Annotated in this window: 25 protein-coding genes; 20 read left to right on the forward strand and 5 right to left on the reverse strand. The window is 40.4% G+C overall.

The genetic code is table 11. The features are described 5' to 3' along the window. The first annotated feature begins 64 nt into the window (after positions 1–64). The 10 genes from E4T88_RS06540 to E4T88_RS06580 all read left to right on the forward strand — a co-directional run bounded on the left by E4T88_RS06540 (position 65) and on the right by E4T88_RS06580 (position 5975). Entirely contained in the window at positions 65–601 is a 537-nt protein-coding gene (locus E4T88_RS06540) for a hypothetical protein (protein WP_135104670.1), read from the forward strand. Between the two features lie 250 nt (positions 602–851). Further along, on the forward strand, positions 852–1415 hold the full coding sequence (locus tag E4T88_RS06545; RefSeq protein WP_135104671.1) for a hypothetical protein: 564 nt from the start codon (positions 852–854) through the stop codon (positions 1413–1415). 115 nt (positions 1416–1530) lie between these two features. Continuing rightward, a complete protein-coding gene (locus E4T88_RS06550; protein WP_135104672.1) occupies positions 1531–1710 on the forward strand; it encodes a hypothetical protein in 180 nt (59 codons plus the stop codon). A gap of 106 nt (positions 1711–1816) precedes the next feature. Beyond that, a complete protein-coding gene (locus E4T88_RS06555) occupies positions 1817–2233 on the forward strand; it encodes a hypothetical protein (RefSeq protein WP_135104673.1) in 417 nt (138 codons plus the stop codon). After that, positions 2230–2433, forward strand: coding sequence for a cupredoxin domain-containing protein (locus E4T88_RS06560; protein ID WP_135104674.1), 204 nt, complete (start codon positions 2230–2232; stop codon positions 2431–2433). Before E4T88_RS06555 ends, E4T88_RS06560 begins: the two co-directional genes overlap by 4 nt. Further along, entirely contained in the window at positions 2420–4303 is a 1884-nt protein-coding gene (locus tag E4T88_RS06565; protein ID WP_135104675.1) for a hypothetical protein, read from the forward strand. The genes E4T88_RS06560 and E4T88_RS06565 overlap by 14 nt, the downstream gene beginning before the upstream one ends. Before the next feature lies 1 nt (position 4304). Further along, positions 4305–4472, forward strand: coding sequence for a hypothetical protein (locus E4T88_RS17970; protein ID WP_167755437.1), 168 nt, complete (start codon positions 4305–4307; stop codon positions 4470–4472). A gap of 156 nt (positions 4473–4628) precedes the next feature. Continuing rightward, positions 4629–5063 (forward strand): phage holin family protein, encoded by a 435-nt coding sequence (locus tag E4T88_RS06570; protein ID WP_135104676.1) that lies wholly within the window; start codon positions 4629–4631, stop codon positions 5061–5063. Next, entirely contained in the window at positions 5050–5571 is a 522-nt protein-coding gene (locus E4T88_RS06575) for a glycoside hydrolase family 108 protein (protein WP_135105274.1), read from the forward strand. The genes E4T88_RS06570 and E4T88_RS06575 overlap by 14 nt, the downstream gene beginning before the upstream one ends. Continuing rightward, complete coding sequence (locus tag E4T88_RS06580; RefSeq protein WP_135104677.1) at positions 5568–5975, forward strand: hypothetical protein; 408 nt, start codon at positions 5568–5570, stop codon at positions 5973–5975. The genes E4T88_RS06575 and E4T88_RS06580 overlap by 4 nt, the downstream gene beginning before the upstream one ends. Positions 5976–6464: 489 nt before the next feature. Here the strand turns inward: E4T88_RS06580 and E4T88_RS06585 are convergent, their stop codons facing one another. From E4T88_RS06585 to E4T88_RS06595, 3 genes are all read right to left on the reverse strand, one after another. Then, on the reverse strand, positions 6465–6665 hold the full coding sequence (locus E4T88_RS06585; RefSeq protein WP_228093781.1) for a hypothetical protein: 201 nt from the start codon (positions 6663–6665) through the stop codon (positions 6465–6467). A gap of 355 nt (positions 6666–7020) precedes the next feature. Beyond that, positions 7021–7272 carry a hypothetical protein gene (locus E4T88_RS06590; protein WP_135104679.1) on the reverse strand — a complete coding sequence of 84 codons (252 nt, stop codon included), beginning with the start codon at positions 7270–7272 and terminating at the stop codon, positions 7021–7023. An 842-nt stretch (positions 7273–8114) separates the two neighbouring features. Further along, positions 8115–8852 (reverse strand): LexA family transcriptional regulator, encoded by a 738-nt coding sequence (locus E4T88_RS06595; RefSeq protein ID WP_135104680.1) that lies wholly within the window; start codon positions 8850–8852, stop codon positions 8115–8117. A gap of 285 nt (positions 8853–9137) precedes the next feature. On the opposite strand from E4T88_RS06595, the gene E4T88_RS06600 reads away from it, so the two are divergent. The 4 genes from E4T88_RS06600 to E4T88_RS06615 all read left to right on the forward strand — a co-directional run bounded on the left by E4T88_RS06600 (position 9138) and on the right by E4T88_RS06615 (position 11471). Next, the gene (locus E4T88_RS06600) at positions 9138–9473 is read left to right on the forward strand and encodes a hypothetical protein (RefSeq protein WP_135104681.1); all 336 of its coding nucleotides are present in this window, start codon (positions 9138–9140) and stop codon (positions 9471–9473) included. Between the two features lie 70 nt (positions 9474–9543). Further along, the gene (locus tag E4T88_RS06605; protein WP_135104682.1) at positions 9544–10143 is read left to right on the forward strand and encodes a hypothetical protein; all 600 of its coding nucleotides are present in this window, start codon (positions 9544–9546) and stop codon (positions 10141–10143) included. A gap of 16 nt (positions 10144–10159) precedes the next feature. Continuing rightward, entirely contained in the window at positions 10160–10717 is a 558-nt protein-coding gene (locus E4T88_RS06610; protein WP_228093783.1) for a P-loop NTPase family protein, read from the forward strand. A gap of 148 nt (positions 10718–10865) precedes the next feature. Further along, positions 10866–11471, forward strand: a complete 606-nt coding sequence (locus E4T88_RS06615; protein ID WP_135104684.1) for a hypothetical protein — start codon at positions 10866–10868, stop codon at positions 11469–11471. Positions 11472–11648: 177 nt separating this feature from the next. Here E4T88_RS06615 and E4T88_RS06620 read toward each other — a convergent pair whose 3' ends face one another. Further along, positions 11649–12521, reverse strand: a complete 873-nt coding sequence (locus E4T88_RS06620) for a phage tail-like protein (protein ID WP_135104685.1) — start codon at positions 12519–12521, stop codon at positions 11649–11651. Between the two features lie 578 nt (positions 12522–13099). Here E4T88_RS06620 and E4T88_RS06625 point away from each other — a divergent pair. From E4T88_RS06625 to E4T88_RS06650, 6 genes are all read left to right on the forward strand, one after another. Beyond that, the gene (locus E4T88_RS06625; protein ID WP_228093784.1) at positions 13100–14344 is read left to right on the forward strand and encodes a hypothetical protein; all 1245 of its coding nucleotides are present in this window, start codon (positions 13100–13102) and stop codon (positions 14342–14344) included. A gap of 525 nt (positions 14345–14869) precedes the next feature. Further along, a complete protein-coding gene (locus tag E4T88_RS06630) occupies positions 14870–15148 on the forward strand; it encodes a hypothetical protein (protein WP_135104686.1) in 279 nt (92 codons plus the stop codon). Continuing rightward, the gene (locus E4T88_RS06635; protein ID WP_135104687.1) at positions 15145–15426 is read left to right on the forward strand and encodes a hypothetical protein; all 282 of its coding nucleotides are present in this window, start codon (positions 15145–15147) and stop codon (positions 15424–15426) included. Before E4T88_RS06630 ends, E4T88_RS06635 begins: the two co-directional genes overlap by 4 nt. Further along, positions 15426–15908, forward strand: coding sequence for a terminase small subunit (locus E4T88_RS06640; protein ID WP_135104688.1), 483 nt, complete (start codon positions 15426–15428; stop codon positions 15906–15908). The genes E4T88_RS06635 and E4T88_RS06640 overlap by 1 nt, the downstream gene beginning before the upstream one ends. A 338-nt stretch (positions 15909–16246) precedes the next feature. Further along, positions 16247–16693 (forward strand): hypothetical protein, encoded by a 447-nt coding sequence (locus E4T88_RS06645; protein WP_135104689.1) that lies wholly within the window; start codon positions 16247–16249, stop codon positions 16691–16693. Between the two features lie 325 nt (positions 16694–17018). Beyond that, positions 17019–17447: a hypothetical protein gene (locus E4T88_RS06650; protein WP_135104690.1), complete on the forward strand. Its 429-nt coding sequence runs from the start codon at positions 17019–17021 to the stop codon at positions 17445–17447. A 130-nt stretch (positions 17448–17577) separates the two neighbouring features. Here the strand turns inward: E4T88_RS06650 and E4T88_RS06655 are convergent, their stop codons facing one another. After that, complete coding sequence (locus E4T88_RS06655) at positions 17578–21588, reverse strand: hybrid sensor histidine kinase/response regulator transcription factor (protein WP_135104691.1); 4011 nt, start codon at positions 21586–21588, stop codon at positions 17578–17580. Between the last annotated feature and the right edge of the window lie 291 nt (positions 21589–21879).

A 21879-nucleotide genomic window follows, 5' to 3' on the forward strand; every position in this document is an offset into this window, starting at 1 on the left:
GAGAACAAAAGAAGTCAAAAAAAGAAAAGCGACAAAAAATTAACGAATCAAAAAAATAAAAATTATGTCTTGCAAATTAACATCAAATATTACAAAGAAAACATGTGTGTATTCCGTTGCCGGTATCAAATCGGTTTATCTGATCAATCACGATTCGGCTAACGAATACGAATTTTCGGCCGAAGGAGAAATCAGCACCATCACGCTTGCCGACAGTGCAAAAGCCTATAAGGTGGACTTTATAGACAATACGGCTTCTTTCTCCGACGAACTGGCACAGAACAGCAACGGCGGTAAATACCGTACGCACACCCTAAATTTTACTCTCAGCGAGTACGACTATACGATTCTTAATCAGGGTGATGCTCTCAGTCTTGGTAAGTTTACGGCTGTGGTAGTGGATAAGAGCAACCGTTCGGTAGCGCTGGGACGTATCAACGGGCTGAGCTCAACGGCGTTCAATTACGCTTCGGGTGCTGCTGAGGCTGATGCAAACGGGTGGACGGTGACAATGGCGGGAACAGAGATGGAGATCGGCCGCTTACTCAAGGGTGAGGACGTGGTTACTGCCATTGTGGATAAGACAGTTGTAACTCCTTAACCTGTTCTGCGATGTAGTTGTGATATTCGCCTCTTTGTCGTCCTTTCGGATCGTAAATCCTGATAGCAGAGCTTTGGGGTTGCAATTAGCAATCAACAGAATGTAACGTAGTTAAACCCCGAAGGACGACTAAAAAAGCAAAGGGGGAGAACGAATGTCACATCATAAGTTTAAAGAAAACATACTTGATAAAGCGGTATTCAGCTTTAACGGCGGTTGCCGCTTTGTCTCAAAAAAAAAACAGAACAATATGAGTTGCAGATTGGTGCAGAATATAAAACACACATGCGGATACAATTCGGGAGGTATAGCTGAGATTTATCTTTTGGATATAACGGATTTTGCAGCATATTACTTCAAAGATGATGCCTTGTACGACTCCTGTTTTGTAGATCGCATCCTCAAAGACGTAGATACCCCTTACACCATGCTGTCGGAAGTCGGAGAAAGCAATTTCACTGAAACAAACGATGGCGCACTGTACAGGCAGCAACTAACCACCTTTGTGAATACCCTCAAGTCAGACAAAACCAACAACCTGCTCAAAGCCCTTGGCAACAAGTATCTGGTGGTGTTCAGGAATATGCAAGGCAATATTTACTCTTTTGGTTCCGACGGTGGGGCTACGCTTGCATTTTCTCAGGTATCGGGGCAATTGGGCGAAACAGCGGGATATAGCATCACGCTTTCCAAAGATTCTATCTATCCTCTCTTTGAGGTGAATGCCGAAAAATTCAACAAAATATTTGCGTTGGGAACAGAGAGCAGGAGGGTGATAGTTACCGAAAACGGAAAGTTCGCAATATTGATATAATGTAATGATCTCTCTTGTTTTTTGGCTTTACCCTCTTTGGTATGTTGAGGAATCGTCTCACCGTCCTTTTGGATTTACAATCCAAAAGTCATTTCAATTCGGATTTTAAATCCTGATGATAAAACTTCGGGGTTATAAACCCCGAAGGACGAAGAAGAACTCCGAAGGACGAATGATGAAGATTAGCGGAGTAGGAGCGAACCCTTGTGTTCGCCCGGATAGAAACGGGCAGGGACAAGCCACTGCCCCTACCTATCCGCTCTATCGTTCAGAAACAACATTCGACGGAACATAGTGTAGTCAATAACAAAGAGTATAAAAAGAGGGATAAAACAAATTGTATAGAAAAAGAGAATCGGAAGAACAAAGAAGATTTTAGAATAAAAATAAATCAAAAAAATATGGCAGAAAACACTAAAATAGCAGCTATCCCCTTGTCGGAGCTTCCCGAAATCAAAGAACCGAGCGGTTTCTGGATATTCGGTTCGAAGAAAGATAGCAACGGTGCGCTCAGCTCGGGCAAGTACCTGTTCGAGAATCTGGCAGAATATGCAAAGCAGTTGCAGTTGGAGCGTCGCATGTCGATCAATATGGGACTTGCTTCGCCCTACGAAATGTTTATAGGCGAGGAGATGATAATCTATCGGGTAGAGGCGATGAATGTATCCAAACTATGGGTAGACGGCAAAGAAGTGCCCTTAGGTAAAACCGTATCGGTAAAGATAAAGGCGAAGTCGCTTGTGGAATTTAAGGTCGAAAAAGTTGGCACAGAGCCTACCGGATACTTATTTATTTACGCAAAAGCTACATTACCATGATATACGAAGTAAAGAAAGGCGATGTCACATTTGAGGTCGATGACAATCTGCTGTTTGACAGTCAGTCACATCCATTCAGGCGATTGTATAACGATTTGGAAGAGAACGACAGGGCAGACTTTGACAATTGTAATGTTCTTGTACTGGCTACAGGACGAGTGATAATAACCGAAAAAACAGAAGACGATGGGCAAGTATAATTATAGAGATAAGTATGGCAGGCTGGATGAGAGTATAGATAATGTTGCTTTCTTTTCTGCGCTAAGTGCTACAGCCTACGATCAGAGAACACGATCTGTGTACACAAGGACAAATCCGGCGAAGTCTCATGGAGTTATAGATCTAAAGCGAAATTCGGGAGTGACCAAGAACGTCTTCTCCGGCGGTATTCATACCGGCTCTATTGTTACAGAGGCGAGTGCAAATTACAACTATTTGCATATGATAGGTAGTGGCATGGATAGTACGATATGGAATAAAAACATAAATGCCTATGGGGAAGGTTCTGTTTGGCAAAATAGCCTTTACTTCTATGATATGACTGTGAGGCATATATCACAGCCTTTATACCGTACCGGATATATATTTGTCGGATGTACTATCTATTCAGACCTTTCGGGAACAAAACACAGTTGTAAGCTCTATGCCAAGACTTCGACCAACGGGGGAAACTCATTTATAAATGTACCCGATGCCGTATTGTCGAATACCAATCTTGATTTGTTCGATCACTGTAAGGTAACCATCTTGAGCTCTGATGTATCCGGTTACAGGAATAATTTTGTGGCATTCAACGATTGCGAACTCAAGATCGGAGCAGAAACCGAGTACAAGGCACTGAACGGTAACACGGAAGAGGAGCTGAGAGCTGATTTTGTAGCCCGCTGCGAGGCGCAATCTATTACGGTGCCCAATGTTACAGACATGGGCGAGACGATGAAGCAGGGCAAATGGATTTTCTCTAAAAACTCGTGTGTAGACGGTCTTGTGAAAAAAGATTCAGCTTTGCACAATTACGAAAAAAGGCATTTGGTATATTTCGGTTATTCCTTCGACAGATGTGACGCCATCGGTATCACATCCGACAAAAGCAAGTCGGCAAGCTTTTCGCCGGTCTATGCCAATAGCTCGCTTGCCATAACGGACGGCTCTATAGCATTGGCTTCCAATATCGACGTTTCGCAGGCTGTAGCGGGTGAATGTGCTACAAATATAATCTGGCTGGGAGGTAAATATCAGCTCAATAAGTTGGATATTATACACAATCTGCCTATAGATCAAGGCGTATTGATCGACAGCACGCCATCATTTTCGTCCGTTGAGGTAAACAAAGACGGAGGCATTGTACCTTACAGCAATGGTGTGCATCGTGCTTACATTGTGCGTTCGAAGGATGGTCAGGAGGCAAAGGTGAAATACAACGGAGTGACGTATAGTTCGGCTGTAATTTCCCGCAACAATATTTTTAACGGAATGGCAGGTGTCACTTCATTTGTACCCGAAACGTCTAACGCCATCGTGTATGAGGTTCTGGATAAGGTGTTGCACTCTACTGTTCAGATGCGTATTGTAAATAAGATACCTTCGGGTGCAATTGCTTCGGGAAGCCTGCAAGCCGGATATTGGTATTTTGTAGAGCCCAAATTGGTGAGCGACGCTTCGGGTAGTGTGACATACAACGGAATAAACTATCCGGCATATTCTTCGTTTGTGGCAGAGGCGGGGAAATCTACTTTTACGCTGACAGGCAATGTGCAGCTTCGAAGATGCTGGAAAGACTTCTATAACGAAAACGACACAGACGCCACCGACAAGGCTTTTTGGCAGAATGAGCAAAAGCCCAAATGGTTTGATGTATTGCCCAACGACCTGCGTTGCCTTATGAGCCTCAACAATGCGCAGCAGGCTGAAATGCAGCGAGACAAGGCTGGCAATTACATTGCATCGGGGCACCCCGACTTCTACAACTCGGTGCTGGCAATGAGTGGTAACCCGGGCGAATTGGCTTTTCCTATCAAAGGGGCATTTATGCAATTGAGATTGAAAATAACCACACAAAACCCGATATAACATGGCAGACTTGAACAATAAGGACGTAGAGACAATGTCTCTGCAAAACAGCAAGATCAGTTTGATATTGATCGACAAATCAGAAGCCGGCGAAAAGAGCCGCAGTAAAGTGGAGGCGGTATTTATTAATAAGACAGACGCCGGACTCAATTACGGCACATTCTTGTAAACTCGTTGTAGGGGATTACAAATCCCTTACAACGTAAGGGCTCCCCTGCTTCGTAAATTTTCGGAATTACAAATCCCGAAGGACGAGTGTTCCCCAAAGAAAACAATCCGACATTTTTTATTCATCACAAAAACAACAAACAAATAAAAATAACTTATGACATACACCGATAATTTTTTAGTAGGGCTTCTGGATTTCTTTATTTGGGCTAAATGGCTCTTGATCCTGGCACTGACACTAACGCTTGCCGACCTGAAGTTTGGAATAGCCGCCGCCAAAGCCAGAAAAGAAGACGTAAAGAAATCGAAAGCCGTGCGCCGTACAATCGACAAGATAACTAGCTACATCATTTGGGTTATATTGGCATACACCTTCGGACAGGCATTTGCTTTGCCTTTTGGCGTGGAGTTGCTCCCTATGCTCATGCTTGTGATTATATACGGGGTAGAATTGGAAAGCATTTATGTGAATTACTTCGCATCGAGAGGTAAAAACGTGAAGGTGAACATTCTAAAGTTTTTTGGAAAGAAAACCGATATCATAGAAGTAGAAGACGAAAAGAAAAATGAAGACAAAGATGGCAAAGGTTGAACTGCTTATTCCATTTATTCTCCGATGGGAAGGTGGCTTTGTAGACGATCCCGACGATAGGGGCGGAGCTACCAATAAGGGCATAACGATAGCTACCTACAGGTTCTACCGCCGCCAAAGAGGATACGCCACAACCACCGTTGCCGACCTGAAGAATATTTCGGACGCAGAGTGGGCGGATGTGCTCAAAAGCCTCTATTGGGACAAGTGGCAGGGGGATAAGATTGTGAATCAGAGCATAGCCAATATCCTTGTCGACTGGGTATGGGCTTCGGGCAGCTATGGCATCAAGTTGCCGCAAAAGATCTTGGGCGTTACTGCCGATGGTGTTGTGGGCAACCAAACGTTGGCTGCTGTGAATGATTATACACCTCAGTGTGAACTTTTCGAAAAAATCCGCCAAGAGCGTATCGCCTTTGTGAATAGGATTGTGGCAGCACGTCCGGCGAATCGAAAGTTCAGGAGAGGGTGGTTAAACAGGATTAACGATTTAAAATTTGAAGAATGATTCTAAAATCTGTAAAGCGATATGCAGCTGGTTTGTCGGTCTGTTTGCTGCTTGTGATACTTGCGTCTTGCAAGGCCAAAACGGTGTATGTGCCTGTAGAAAGCATTAGGGTGGAATATCGGGACAAGCTGTTGCGTGACTCGGTTCACCTGTACGACTCTGTGCTGATAAAGATGAAAGGCGATACGGTATGGCTCGAGAAGTATAAATATCTCTATCGAGACAAGGTGGTGAGGGATTCAGTATTTAAGACCGACAGCATAGCCGTGCCCTATCCGGTGGTAGAGGTGCAGGAAGTAAACAGGCTGACTTCTTTCCAGTCTTTTCAGATCTGGTGTGGCAGGATTTTGTTGCTGTTTCTGCTCGGATATTTGGTAATGCGGAGGTTTAAAGTAGGCGTTTGAAATTTTTTTAAATAAAATCACATTTTTTATGACGTATATAATACGCTATATATTAACGAATTATTAGCATATATGCTCTGGCAGAGGGTTGTAGGTGATTTTTTTTAGGAGAATTAATTTTTATAATGTGTGAAATTGACTATCTTTGTGTAAACATTACAAATACAACAATAATAAGTTATTTTAAATACTCTCATATGGACTATCAAACTATCAAAAAAAGCAAAATAATTTTATAAGTTTTGTTCTTTTTGAGGAAAAATCTAAAGTTTTATTAATCTGTTTTTTTATTAAAAAATATAGGTTTTCGTATTTTTTAATATATTAAGTAGTTTGTAAAGTTTGTGTAAGTGAAAGGTCTACAAAGTGATTTTGTGGACCTTTCTTAATTACTGAGAATGATCTTAAGGATTAGGATTTTTGAATGGATGAGGCTTGTGTTGGGTGTACAGCCTCTTCGGATTTATATAAAGACAAATTTTATCATGTTTAGAGAGATACCGAGTTTAATATTTTACAATATCTATCAGCATATTCCTTTAAGTCACGGTTATACGTTCCAAAGTTTTTTACAATCATGTCAAATATCAAGAAGCTGCGCTTTTTGATCAGAATATCCGGATCATTGATCGCATATTGCCCGGTGTCGATGTCCTCGGTGTGCTCAATGGAGATATAATATTTAGACATAATCTTACACATAAAAGGAAAGGTGATATCAATGAATTCTATGCAAATCTAATGATAAGATGAATCCTTTTTTATCATTTTTTGTGCGATATGACTTTTTGTACCGATATGCTGATAATAATATTTTTTATATCAGTCGTTTAACCCTCTTCGGTAGGGGGCTTTATATGACTTTTTTGTAGAATATATGTGGGGGTTTTTGTCATTTTTTTGCACAAGAATAGCCTTGTTGCAGTTGTGATCTTAACGTGCAAGCTAGAAAGACCAGCGAAAAAATAGTCTTTCCCTTTGCTTTTGATGTAGAGGGAATGGTGGCGTAGGCCTTCGTTTATTGTAAAGTTTTCTGTTCTAGTTCTTACTCCGAAAATAGATAAGCTTGCGAACTGGCAATCTGTAGGAAGTAGATGAAAATGAAGCCTAAGACAGAGAGCAATACAGCGATACCTACAAAACCGGCAACATAAAGGAATCTCCCCACGCCCGTTTTGTTCGATTTGATGTAATCCCAGTCGTCTAGCAATAGTTTGATGTTTTTCCACCCTGCAAAAAGAAAGAAAACTGCAAATATCAGAAGCGATACGATGAATAAATAGTGTATTGTGTTCATTCTGCCTGATTTATGGTTTATTATTTATTGAAGTATTAATTTTATCACTACTTTTTGTTAACATACTTACTGTTCTATGAATTACTTATATTGTACATTACATTTATTCCATTGTTTCTAAAACAACAATATCAATCTTAACTTTAGTACTCACTCTCTATCTCACAAGAGCTTACCTCTTTTTGCACATTTAAGGCACAAGATTCTAATGAATTATCGTCAGAAATATTGATTTGTATTGTCCGAACTCATTTCAATTCATATCGAAATTCATATCGAAAATGAAGTCTTGAACGTTTTGTGTTGCCTGATAATATGCTATTTATGATCAAATATACATCTATTTCTGTAACAGAATTATAATTTTGATATTTATTTTTATGTTAATAGAAAAATAATTTTTTAGCATAATTTTACAGCCCTAAAAAAGTCATATTTTGGGTTGTGGGTCACATGTCTAAGTGTCTTCTTTTTAATATGTTAATGTTTGATTTAACACATAAAAAGTCATATTTCGGTATTCCCCTATTTTATAATATTTATTTATTGTTATATTGGCATGTCTTTATGGTTAAGTTTTAGAAAACTCCCCATATTTTATGGTCCTCCCTTCTGTTGATTTCTTCGTCCTTCGGGGTTTGTAACCCCGAAGTTTTATTGTAAGGATTTAAAATCCGGATAAGAATAGCTTTTGGATTGCAAATCCGAAAGGACGGCGTTAATCCGAAAGAACGATGTCCTATACGTAGGGGCAGTGGCTTGTCCCTGCCCGTTTGTATCCGGGCGACCACAAGGGATCGCCCCTACTGTCCTAGTATACGTCTCTTCTTTTGCTCAAAAAGTTACATCATATTCGATACCCTTTGTATAATATTGAACATCTGCCGTATATCGTTAAAGCTCAACTCGAAGTCTGAATATTCGGGTGAGGTGTTTAGCGAATGACAGGTAATCGTGCCTTTTTCTACGTCCTGATTTATTATCTGTTTGCAGAGGATGGTGTTGTCGAGCACAATTATCCAGTTCGGATACTCATTTGTACGCAACTTGTCTCTCCAGTGTTCCGATCCCAGTTCACGCCCCAGCACGATGTCGCCGTTTGCGAGGCTTTTGCGTGTATCGTCGTCCATGCTGTCGCCCTTTATCTCAAAGGCCATATACTTTCCGTGTCCTATCTGGTCTACAATGAAATTGTACTCGTCGAGCGAACCGCTAAACTCGGCATCACGATAGTCGTCTATGTACTTGGCATAGGCTTTTATCGGCACAAAGGGAACCCGCATCAGGTATTTTCCGTTTGCCAACTGAAAGTATTTCACTCCCGCCTTTGTTATCAGGTAAGGCTCTTCCTTGTCAGCGTCGGCTTTCATCATCGGCCCTTCTTCGGTGAGTAGCCAGCTTGCATTTATTTGTGGTAGACGGGCAAGTATTTTCTCTATCACTTCCAATCCGATTTTTCGGTTTCCACTTATCCAGTTGCTAGTCGTATTTGGTTTTTCGTCTATCGATCTGGCGAATTCGCTGTTAGACCCTTTAAACAAATCTTCCCTTATTTTCTTTATTCTCTCATGTATTTCCATTGTTCACTAATATGTGTATTATTAAATGGGCATGTAATGTGATTATTTTGCTTTTTCTTCTTCTTTTCTTTCTTCTTAAGTCTTTGCTAGAAAATGATTACCGAGCTATCTTATTCATTATCTATGCTGTATTGCCTATTCAACACGAGTTAACTATAATTAACTATAATATTCACATAAATGTGTATTATTTATTCACAAGTATGTGTATATTTGTATTGAAAGTATTATTTACTATCAAATTAAAGAAAATAAATACAATCTGGCAATTAAAACGAAAGAAAAATGGGAGCAATGAAAATTGACTGCTATTGCAATGAAAGACAGATGGCAAGCTTAGTGAAAGCCGTTACCGGCCATTTGTATGAATCCGACAGGTCGGAGATACCCGATTTTGACGATGTGATTAACGGTGTGCGGGTGTGTGTAGAGTTTGAAACATACATGGATACCGTACAACTGAAAACCTCTGAAGTACTCGATAGCGACTGGGATTTACTCTACGAAGACTCTGCTGTGCTGACTTCACGCTTGCGAGCCATAGTGGAAGAATATAACCGTAACGAAAGCGAAGCATGTGAACAATCGCGGGATATACTTTCCGACAGATACACAAGCTAATGGGAGTGCAATGTGTGCCTCTCCGGCAAGAACTAACCGAACACCGGCTGTAAAACAATTAATCGCTTGTATGAACTACATTGAACTCATAAATCTATTTTGGCAAGTCCGCCGTAAGGTGCGATTGAGCTCCAGCGAGGCAGATCTGTATTACTTCCTGATGCAGGAGTCGAACGCTCGCCAATGGGAAAACCCTTTCGAGTGTACCAACGGTATTGTCTGTGCTACGATCGGTTTTAGCGAAAAGACCATGATAGATGCACGCAACAGGCTAAAAGAGAAGGGGCTGATAGACTTTGAGGCAGGACAGCGCAGGCTTCGTTCGCCCGTATATACACTCTTGTACAACAAAAAAGGGTGCAGACCGGCAAGTAAGAAGCAGGTAAAACCTGAAAAGAAAAGGTTGCCCTTTACAGGCGATGAGAGCAATGCAAAATCCGTATTCGTAGTGCCCACCTTCGAGGAGGTGGAGGCTTATTGCAACCAAAGGGGCGGCAGGGTAGATGCCCGTAAGTTTATAGACTTCTATACAGCAAAAGACTGGATGATAGGGCGTAACAAAATGAAAAACTGGCAGGCTGCTGTCCGCACGTGGGAAAAATCGGAGGATTATATGCAGCCCGTAGCCGAGAGTAAACAACAAAAAAGCTTAGGAGATGAACGATTTTAATGAAATATGCTGTCGAATGAAAGAGCACGATATGCCTGTGCCTCAGAATCAAGTGATAGTACGTGTGCCCGAAGCACGCACGGTGCTCTATCACTATATGAAAGACTGTCTGGCACAGAAAAGGAGCGAATTGAACTGGCTGCCCGAGTATGAAGAAGTGGCAGACTGGTTGGCAGACAATCGGGGGAGGGGACTTTTTCTGTATGGCGACTATGGTCGTGGCAAAACAATGCTGGGTTATCATGTGCTGCCTGCCATCTTGCTGAAGTATATGAACAAGGTGGTGAATGTGTACGATGCTCAGAAGATGAACAGCGATATAGACAAGCTGCTGAGGAAACATGTTATAAGTCTCGACGATATTGGTACGGAAGATACTTTGGTAAATTATGGCAACCGCCGCCTAGCCTTTGCCGAAGTGATGGATGCCGCCGAAAAATACCGAAAACTGGTTATCGTATCCACCAATCTCAACGGCGATCAGATTGTGGCTCGCTATGGTCAGCGGGTGATGGAGCGCATTATTTCGGTTACCCGCCGCATCGAATTCAAGGGGCAGAGCCAAAGGCGCTGATTAACAACTGATTTGTAGCTATTAACAATTGTCGGGATTTCCGTCCCGATGGGTATCGCTTGCTCTTTTTTGTGCAGTGATCTTTATCTCAAATGTGTATTCAACGTATTTATAATCAATTATTAACCATTCTTTATCTTATTATATTATGCTATTATTCAACGTAAGCAAAGGCAACAAAGGGAAAAAGTATTTCAGTAAAAAACGTGATATGTCGGACGTCGTTTTTGCCGAAAAGGCAGAAGCTTTCAACCGTTGGTTTGCCGACAATAATAAAAAGCTGACACAATATCTTGAGGTGCGCCGTTCGTACAACTGTGATGTTTTCAACGACAGCTACCTGAAAATGTACGAGAACATTCTCTTCTCGGGAAACAAAATAGAGAATTACATGCACTATTTTATCCGTTCGTATTATACCAACCTGATGGCGGAGGGCATCAAGCAAAACAGATATTGCGAGCTATTGCCCAACTACGACAAGTCGGATGTCGATAGCGGTTATTTCCGTGAGATCGAAGCCAAGCAAAGTAAGTTGGAGTCGGATATAATGCAGTATGTATATGATAATTATGATATTCGTGATTTCGAATTGTTTAAGATGTATATCTCGCTGAAACCTGCTATAAACTATACTTCTCTATCGGAGATTACAGGGGTTAAGGCGCATAATATACAGCGGGCTATCTCGCGCATCAAGAAAGGGGTGCTTGCCAATAAAGAGTTTGCCGAAAGACGCAAAGAATTAGTATAGAAGTTCTTATTCGTATTGAAGTTGCGAATTGTAAAAATAAAAAAAGCCCTTTATTTTATATCTGTCACATGACAATATAAAATAAAGGGCTGTAAGGTTGGGAAGTCCTGTCTGTTGTGTAGAAACGATCTTACATTTTAGTAAGGATATGTAATGCTATTAAGGCTTATAGTTTTTTTATAATTCTTCTATCAGTAGATAGCTACCTATCGAGCTCATATATTTGGCATCATGTGATGTAGATGCCGCCATGCGTGTGACTCTATTGTTTGCCGGTCCGTTAGCTATCATTCGTATCAATGAACCTTCCTTTCCTGAGTTCAAAATACATATCGGGTTTGTGACACCGCCATCGTGATAGCTTTCTGTAGATGATTCAGAATATCCCCATGTAGATATTGGCAGTGAAACAAGAGTCGGATTATTATTTTTTACCAGGTAGAAACGGCTAGCGATATAAGTTGCGCTTCCATCAGTGCCATTTGTAAAAATGCCAACGTAGCCGGTTATCTTAAAGTCTTTGAGAGGAGGAAGATATATATCTGTGTTGTTTATAATTTTTATGCCTTCTGTATTTATACCTTTTATCGAATCCCATATAATATTTGTTCTCGCCGGATTTGTTTCACTATTTGTTCTTGCGGCGATAGTTTGGTTGTCATTCTTGACTACAACCGCCAATGTTTTTTCTACAACCGACACTTTTGGTTTCAGGGCTGTCCATGTATACAAAGAGTCGTTTAGTTGCCATGTATATATACCTCGTCCGTTAGAAAACTTAGGATTGGTGTTGTATACCGTTAGTCCTTCGTTAATAGTGTCTTGTGCGATATTGTATCCCTCTGGGAACATAGGAAACAGTTTGTCTCCGTTTGATAAAAAAACTCTCGGAAAACCAAAGCCTTTAGTGGCATTTGTACCCTTCGAATCATTCTCTTTGAGTTGGAGGATAGCACCATATACAGGCTCGCTGGCAGACCCGATGGTTACTTGGGCTTGCGAGAAGATACTGATACTGATTCCTAATAATAATATTATATATTTTATCATAATAGTTTTGTGTATTAAAAAATAAAAATAATGCAGTGTAATTTGTGTTAGTATTTGCCCTAAAGTTCGCTGCGAAGTTAGCACTTTAAAAGTAAATAAAATAATATTTGTCCTTTCGGGAAGCTTTGCGGTGTACGTATTTGTAGCATTTAAAGCCTATTTGTGGGGCTTAATCGATTTGTGTTAGTGTACTAAATACGTCATTGGTAGCGGGTTGTCTATTAATAGTTAAAATATACAATAACTTCTGTCTATTAGCTATTGAAAAAAGTAATGTAGGTGCTTTCTGCTTAATTTTCTGTGGGAGTTTCTTTTAGGAGGAATAAAAGACTATCTAATAAATCTTTGAGAGGAATTTTTATTGTCCTGCATATTACTCGCGGCTATAATCCTTGTCTGTCGTACTGAAGAGCGGAGTCTTTCGCAATTTCATAAAAAAAATATCATCCAAATCGTCAAAAAACCGTCATCTTTTTTCTTCAATATTATCTTATTGTGCACATGTGTTTATTGAATTCAAAACATTTCTAAAAAGAACTATTAAACTAATTATTAAGCTTATGAAGAAAATTTTATTGATGATTTATTTATCATTATTTACATTGTTGTCTTTTGCTCAAAATACTGTTATGATAACAGGTGAGTCTAGACCAAAAGTAAATCAAACGTATAATTATCGCATTACTTCTGGTTTTCATGGCGTATCAGGAACAAAAGCAACATGGAAAGTAACAAATGGTAAATTTCTGAATGGAACTACAACTCTATCACAAGACGTTGATGCTATGTCTGCAGATGTGATATGGACAAATGCAGGACAATCCGGAACGCTTTCTTATTCATATACGAATGGAAGTAGTTCTTATTCATATACGAATGGAAGTAGTTCTTATTCTGGAACATATAATGTATCTATTGATAGTAATGATTCTGGCGGTGGTACTGGTGGCGGCTGTGATTATAAATTAGTTGGTCCAGGATCGGTTTATTCAGGAGATACAATTAGTTATAATCTTCATGTATCAACAAATGACTTGTATATAAATAGTTATGTATCCTGGACTTATGATGAAAATTATTTAAGAAGAATAGAAAATAAGCCAAATGATGATTATCGAACGATAACCTTTATAGTTAAATATAGTCATAAGGATGTTGGATTAAATGTACAAGGTAAATTTCGGATTAGTTCGGGTGCAAATGCCTATATTCAATGTCAGTCAAAGAAATCAAGTACTTTAAAAGGCCAACCAGCCAAAATGATTCCGAGTAGTTCTGCTGTTTATCAAGGGAATAAAATTACTTATACATTAGATATACCTTCTGATATGAGAGAGCAGGTAGTAGTAAATTGGCAAGGCTCAATGCTACTATCTCTACTTTCGGGAGAGGGTACATGTGAAGCAGTATATTATGCTGCACGTGAAGGTAATGCCATTGCTAAGGCAACAGTCTCCTATAATGGACAAAGCTATGCAGTTGAAGACTCCAGTGTTCGCATTATTTTAGATCCAAACCCTAGTTCCATCTCTTACAATGCTATCAAGAACTATACCGACATAAGTAGACTCGACAGAGTTGGGTCGTTAACCTTCGGTAGCGAAATAAGGGGAGCAACCAAATTCCAATGGTATGGTGGTTTTCCGGTCGAATATAAAGGTAGTAAGACAAGTGCATCTGTTACAGTAGACAAGAAGCATATTATAAGTAAGGGATTTGGGATGACAATATGGGTAACAGCAAGTAATGATAAAGAATCTGTTACTATTTATTACTTTGTATCCGTCGATGGCGTAGGTGGATTAGATCCTACTTTAGAGTAATGAAAATCTTGTATAAATAATTTTATCTATCCACCTCCCTTCTTCACAAAGGGAGGTGGATATTTTATTTTCTAAACCTTCTTCTCACTAACCAATCTATACACAAAGCTGAAATAATAAACATAATTGTTTGAATAATAAAAACAGGCCACAGTGGTTCCGATTGCATAAATCTATAGCCAAAACTGATAATAGTAACAGGTAAGGTGAAAAGAAACAGGAATTCTGAGTGATAGAAGTAGAAAGCGTCTGATGGGTAGATTGAGCATATTGCTATTGTCCCCAATAGGTTGTAAACTAAAACTATTATAAATGCGATTTTTCTTTTTTGCATATACTATCTGTGTTTTACATCTCGTTGTTTTGCAACAATAGATTTTTCTTTACACTCAAAAAGACAAAACAGGAATTTTCCATAAAAGTAAAAATAATAAAAAGCAGACAATAAATTCTTTTTGGTGCTTAAATAAAAGATTTCCTCCCCCAAAAACTGCATTATTTCTCTACAAAATTATCTTATTATATATGGATGCGCTAATTATCATTATTACGATGCTGTGTTGCATTGTCACCTCCCTTTACTGCGGAGTGGTGCTATCGCTAAGGCTTCCCGAAGTGTGGGCTTTTCTCGACCGAAAGCCTTTCAGCTGTCGTCCCTGTCTCACCTTTCACCTCACATGGATGCTGTTCGGGATATTTGCTTTTACGAGGCAATCGTGGACTTTGGCAGGTATCGGCATTGTAGTTGCGTTCATTGTATTTTTCATTCTAAAATATATCGACAACAAAAAAATAATAAAATGACAAATCTAGCATTAAGATCAGAAGTAGAAGCATTGGTACACGAAGTAGAGAAAACACACCGTTACTCGATGAGCCGTATCTATGGATTATATAATCGGGTTTTCGGCACAAACGAAACCCCTCAGTCGTGTGCCAGTTGCCTGATACGCAAAGTAAGAGAGTTGAAAAACTGGCTTGCTAAAAACTCCGACAACGAGCATATTGCAGATAAAGAAACTTCCGCAGTGCAATCCGCATCCGCAAAGACTGCAAAGAAACATTTGAAAAAAGATAAATAATGGCTGCCCGCAAAACCTGTTACAAAAGCCGTGAAAACAACGGCAGGGAGATAAGGTATGAAAGCCCGGGCAGCCTTCTCGCACAGGCATATAGATACTTCGAGTGGTGCGACAGTAATCCCTGGCACAAAGCCGAGCTGATCCGCTCGGGAGCAAGGGTAGGAGAGGTGGTAGAGCTTCCTGTGTCACGCCCATACACCATCGAAGGCCTGTGCGTTTTTTGTGGGATCAGTCTCGCTACTTTCGCACGATATGAGTCTGACCCTCACTTTGGTGAAGCTATAGAGCATCTCCGATTGACAATTCGTCAGCAACAGCTGGAGGGAGAATGTATTGGCGTTTACAATGCAAATGCTCTGTCTAAGGTTACAGCTGCAGAAAAAAAGGAGGAGGTAGACCAACCTTCCGAATTGGTTATCAATGTGCTGTCTCACGATACAAAAGAAAATTTAGAAACATTGAAGAAAAACCTATCAGGATAAAGGGTGTTGAGTGATTAACATATACATTCTGTTTTCGTAAACTCATAAAGTAAAGATAATGAGGTTCTTTTTTTGATATTGTAGGTCTTTTATGAAAAGTTTATATTATTTTTATAAAACAAATACAAATATTCTCATTTTAGGGAATCCGTTTAATATAAAGCCTGTTCGTATGGAGTAATAGTGATGAGCCTGTGGATATGCAGCGTTTTTAACACAGCGATATTCTTCTCGAAAGCTCATTTATAAGTTAAAAAACTTATTATACATATAATACGTATGTTTCTTTAACTCGGAAGCATTTTAAATCTATTGTTTAACTAAACTTTTTTATGCTTATGAAAAAAATTATTTTAGTGGTTACCCTAATGTGTTTATATATTGGGGGTGTATGTGGACAGAGCTCTGGAGTGAAGCCAGCCGTAGCGAATGGAGAGAAAAGCGATGCAGCCGAAAGTTCCGTAGTCTGTGTGGGAGTGCCTCAATACAATTATTCTGCGGATAATAATGTCCTTACTCAATATAGAGATATGACCAGTACCTTTATGTTGAATGCTCCTTTTACTGGTTATCCTACATCTTATGAATGGAAAGTAAATGGTCAGCCATTATCCTACCGATATATGACAGATGATGAAGGCGGTATTTCTATCTTATTTAAATATCTTCCTGTAGGAGTTTATGACTATTCGGTAATCGCAAGAAATAGTTGTGGAGCATCTCAAATAAAGTATTTTAGGGTTACAATAACGAATGATCCTAATGATGCACCTTGGATGAGATAAACTATTGTCTTTGTTGTTAAATTATTTTATACATCCTCTCTGGTATTCTATCTGATACTTTTGATATTGTAGGCCTTTTATGAAAAATTTATATTATTTTTATAAAACAAATACAAATATTCTCATTTTAGGGAATCCGTTTAATATAAAGCCTGTTCGTATGGAGTAATAGTGATGAGCCTGTGAATATGCAGCGTTTTTAACACAGCGATATTCTTCTCGAAAGCTCATTTATAAGTTAAAAAACTTATTATACTATAATACGTATGTTTCTTTAACTCGGAAGCATTTTAAATCTATTGTTTAACTAAACTTTTTTATGCTTATGAAAAAAATTATTTTAGTGGTTACCCTAATGTGTTTATATATTGGGGGCGTATGTGGACAGAGTTCTGAAGTGAAAGGACCTAAAGTGTGTGATGCAAATGTTGAAAACGAAAGTTCTGTTAATCAGGTTAATTCGATCACTTATACTGCTTTGTATAATACTATCGACTTGGATCCCGGAGAGCTTGTGGGTACATTAACTCTTGGCTCAGAAATAGGTGGAGCTACATCATTTAACTGGGGTGGGTTATTTCCTACACAATTTAAGGGTAGTAGAACGGCACCGATCGTAAATGTGAGCAAAAAACACATCATACAGATGGGCGGAATGTATGTATGGGTAGATGCTTCTAATGCCTCTGAAACTGTTAGGATTATCTATAATGTGACTGTTGGAGGCGAAGGAGCTCCTAATCCATTTGAATAAACTATAATTAGTTATATAACATATTAATTTCAGGATATCCTCTTTGCTCTTTTTTTATAGATGCAAAGAGGATATTTTTCGATTGCCTCTTTTTATTTAGCTTACTTATTTGTATCTCCTACCGAAAATATTACTCCCCGCTCTTCATCTTATTTACAAATTCCTTTGGCGACATGCCATAGCTTTTGAAGAATGCCTTGGTAAAGTACGATGCCGAGTTAAAACCTACGTAATAAGCCACTTCATTTATCCGCATGTCTGTCTCCAGCAGTAGTTTGCATGCTCTTTTCAGGCGATAATTGCGCAGGTAGTCGCCTGGAGTCACACCACTGATGCTCTTTAACTTGCGTTGCAGGTTAGAGCGACTGATGCTCAGTATATCGGTTAGCGATTCCACGGTGAATGTTTCTTCCGAGAGGTGTTTTTCTATCTCTTCGTTCAGCTTGTTGAGGAATGTTTCGTCACCCTTATTGGTTACCAAGCTTGCGTAAGACGATAGCGGCGAACGGTTGAACGCTTCGAGTATCGCCTTCCTGTTTTCGAGCAAACTCGCTATCTGAGCTCTGAGGTACGATATCGAGAACGGCTTTTCGATAAACACATCAGCCCCCGATAACAGTCCTTCTACCTTCGCCGTATTCTCGGTTTTTGCCGATAGCAGTATCACCGGTATATGACTGTAGTTGAGATCAGCTCGCAGTCGCTTGGTAAACGATATACCATCGATACCGGGCATCATAATATCCGAAACGATGAGATCGAAGCTCTTGTCTTCGAGCAGTTTCAACGCTTCGGTAGCACTCAGTGCCGTATCTACCGTATATTCGTTCTGTAGGCTGTTTTTTATAAATTGTATCATCTCAGGATTGTCGTCTACCACAAGTACGCTGTTCTTGCCGTTGATTGTTGCTAGTCCTCCATCCTCGAAGGAGGTACTTTCACTACTTGCCGTTTCGCTTTGGTCGATAGAAAACTCTTTGGATATATCAGAGAAAGTGAACGCAAACAATGCGCCACCAGTTTTGCTGTCTTTTACCTCGATCTTTCCTTTCAGTATCTCTGCCAAATGCTTCACCAGCGAAAGCCCGATGCCTGTACCTACCTTGCTGTCGTCTTGCTGTACCTGATAGAAAGGGTCGAATATCAGTTCTTTATGATTGTCGGATATGCCTCGTCCGTTGTCTTCTACAGTGACGGTATACGTCTTATCACTGTTCGGTATAAGAGTAAGGATAATCTTGCTTCGGGTAAATTTCAGCGCATTAGTCAGCAGGTTACCTATTATTTTGGTCAGCGCATCCGGATCGGATATTACATCTATTATAGGTTGGGCAGGCATGTGCAGCTCAAAGTCTATCTTTTTGTTCTGCGCCGTTTTCTTAAATCGCTCATACAGTTCGCTGATATGCTCGCTAAGGTTTATTGTTTCGGGATTTACGATATATTTAGTCGAATCCATCTTACGGAAATCGAGCAACTGATTGATAAGCACTGTCAGCCTGTCGCAGTTTTTCTCTATCATCGAAAGGTTCTGATGAGTCTCCTTGCTGCCTTCGCCTGACGAAATCACCTCTTCGAGCGGTGCACTGATAAGGCTTAGCGGTGTGCGTATCTCGTGTGCAATGGTGGTAAAGAAATCGATTTTCGATTTGAAGGCAAGTGTTTCCTGTTCGGCTTTGTAAGCTTCGAGGTGTTTCTGCTGTTTTATCTTGCTTTTCTTTGTATAATACGACACCAGCATATAAATCAAGAATATAACGAGTGCAAAATAAACGAGCCGTGCCGGTATCGACAGCCAGAAAGGCGGCAATATTTCTATCTCTATCGCTGTGCCTGTTTCGTTCCACAGTCCATCGTTGTTCGAGGCCTTCACCCTGAAGGTATATTTGCCCGGCGAAAGGTTTACATAGGTTACGCTCTTGTTGTTGCCCGCATAGTTCCATTCCTCATCCGTTCCTTCGAGCATATAGGCATATTGGTTTTTGGTTTGCGATATATAGCTGAGGCTAACGTACGATATGGTGAACGACGAACGGTTGTAAGGCAATTTTATGCGTTGTTTTTTATTCAGACGGGTTTGTATCTCTTGTTCCTTTTCGGCACTGATATTTCCCAACACACGTATCTGGGTGATCTCTATGGATGGAATAATACCGTTTTTATTCTCGCTCAGGTCTTTCGGGTAAAAACAACTGAATCCGTTTATCCCTCCGAAGTAAAACTTGCCGTCTTTGGTCTTGTAGCTCGACTTGTAATTGAACTGGTTGCTCTGCAGCCCATCTGCTTTATTGTATATCCTATGACTTTTTGGGTCGGATGTATTGAAGGTTACCAGCCCTTTGTTACAGCTTACCCAGAGATTGCCGAAAGGGTCGTCGAGAACGCCGTAAATCACATTGTTGGGCAAGCCGTCGTCTTCCGATACGTTTTTGAAGTTATCCGTTTTGTAGTCGTAGATAAAAATGCCACGCCCTTCGCTCGAGAATATCACCCGCTTCGTATTGTCGATGTGTATACTCGTCAGCTTGCTGCCTACAATGGGGTTGCTGCGCCCTTGTATCGTGTCGTAGTGTACCCATTTGTTGCGGGGCATATCCAGTTTTATCGCACCCCTTCCGTATGTTGCCACCCACAGGTTGCCGTAGTCGTCTTCCTTCATATCGTATATAAAGCCGAAGGCCTCGGGGATACGCTTAAAGCTATTGTTGCTTCGGTCAAACTTATTCAGCCCCACAGGTGTACCGGCGTATATATCTCCATTCTTGGTTTTGTACAGCGAGAAGATGCAGTCATCATTCAGCGTGCTTTCGTCCCTGATATTGCTTCTGTGGTTAACGAGCGAATGGCTGCGTGTATTATATATGTCTATCCCGCGCGAAAATGTACCTATCCACAGGTTATCGCCATCCATCATCAGGGCATGGGTGTTGTGGTAAGAGGTTTTTACGGGTTGCGAAAATACCTTTGTCTTGGTATCGAAGTAGTTGAGCCCGCCGTCTTCTGTGGCAATCCAGATGTTGGATAAGTTGTCTTCCAAAAACTGGCTGACCGCCTTTCCCGATAGCAGGTTGTGCAAAACATCGGGGTAGTAAGTCTCTATATTCAGCAGTGAGGTATTCAGGTAGTTTACCCCTCCAAAGTAAGTGCCTATCCATATCCCGTTCTCCTTGTCTTTGGCTATCGAGTACACATTTTGGTCGCTGAGGCTGTATTTCACCTGAGGGGCATCGAGCCGTTTTATCGACTTGGTGTCTGTATTAAAGAGGTACAGCCCGTCGTCGGAACCGATAAGCAGCGAGTTGTCGGTATATTGAAATATAGAGCGCACGTGCGTAATATAGTACGACTTAGATCCCAGTCCGAAGAACGAAGTGTATTCGTTGGTTTGCTTGTTGAACAGCCTGATACCATCGTCCCACGTGCCCAACCACAGATTGCCCTTGTTGTCGTCGAGCATGCAAAGTATTTCGTTTTGCGAGTTGTCTTGTATACTAAACATGCCTTCGGGTGCTTCCAGCTTGCCTTTGTCGGGGTTGTACCTGAGCAGCCCCAGCCTTGTACCTACCCATATCGATCCCGATTTGTCGGTTACGATAGACCACGTAGCGTTCAGCCCCAGTCTGTATTTCTCTATCTCTATGGCTTTCAGTGTTTTTTTTGCAGGGTTGTACATAAATATGCCTTGCGCCATTGTTCCTATCCACAGATTGCCGTCTCTATCTATATACAATGCATTTACGGCTGAGGTAACCTCTATGCCGTTGGCGGTCTTGGTATTTATCTTCGCAAAACTCTCGTCGGTCATATCCATTCTGTATAGTCCGGCATCTGTACCTACATAAAGTATGTTTTCTTTTCCTTCGGCAATGCAACGGATAAAATTGTTGCCCAAAGACTGGTTGTTGTGATTGTTTTTTCTGAATATGCGGAAGTTATCCCCATCGTATCGGTTGAGCCCGTCTTTGGTTCCAAACCACATGAAGCCTTTCGTGTCCTGTAGGATACAGTACACGGCGTTTTCCGAGAGCCCGTCATCTACCTGAATCTTACGAAAGTGAAAATTGGAATTTTCCTGAGCAAATAGATTTATGGTATAAAAAACGGTCAGAAAAATGGTGAAAAGTAGTCTTCTGTTTTTCATTTTTGTAAAAATACAGTATATCTGCGAACATACGAACTCTTCGGGAAGCTTATTTTATGGTAAAAAATAACCAAATACTTGTAATAATTGAGCAATTACACGTCTGGACTGTTTTTTACACTTTTTTAGTTGAAAAGTACATTTGCTTTTGTTCGCTCTCCTGTAACTTTGATTTATCAGAAAAACCTATTAAAAATCAAACCATGAAGTGAAGACTATCTTAATGCCTCTCTATTATTGTGTAATGCCACTAGAGTACGGCAACAATCATTTATCAAATACCAGAAAGGA

The sequence above is a fragment of the Dysgonomonas mossii genome (genome assembly GCF_004569505.1).
In the GTDB taxonomy this organism is placed as follows: domain Bacteria; phylum Bacteroidota; class Bacteroidia; order Bacteroidales; family Dysgonomonadaceae; genus Dysgonomonas.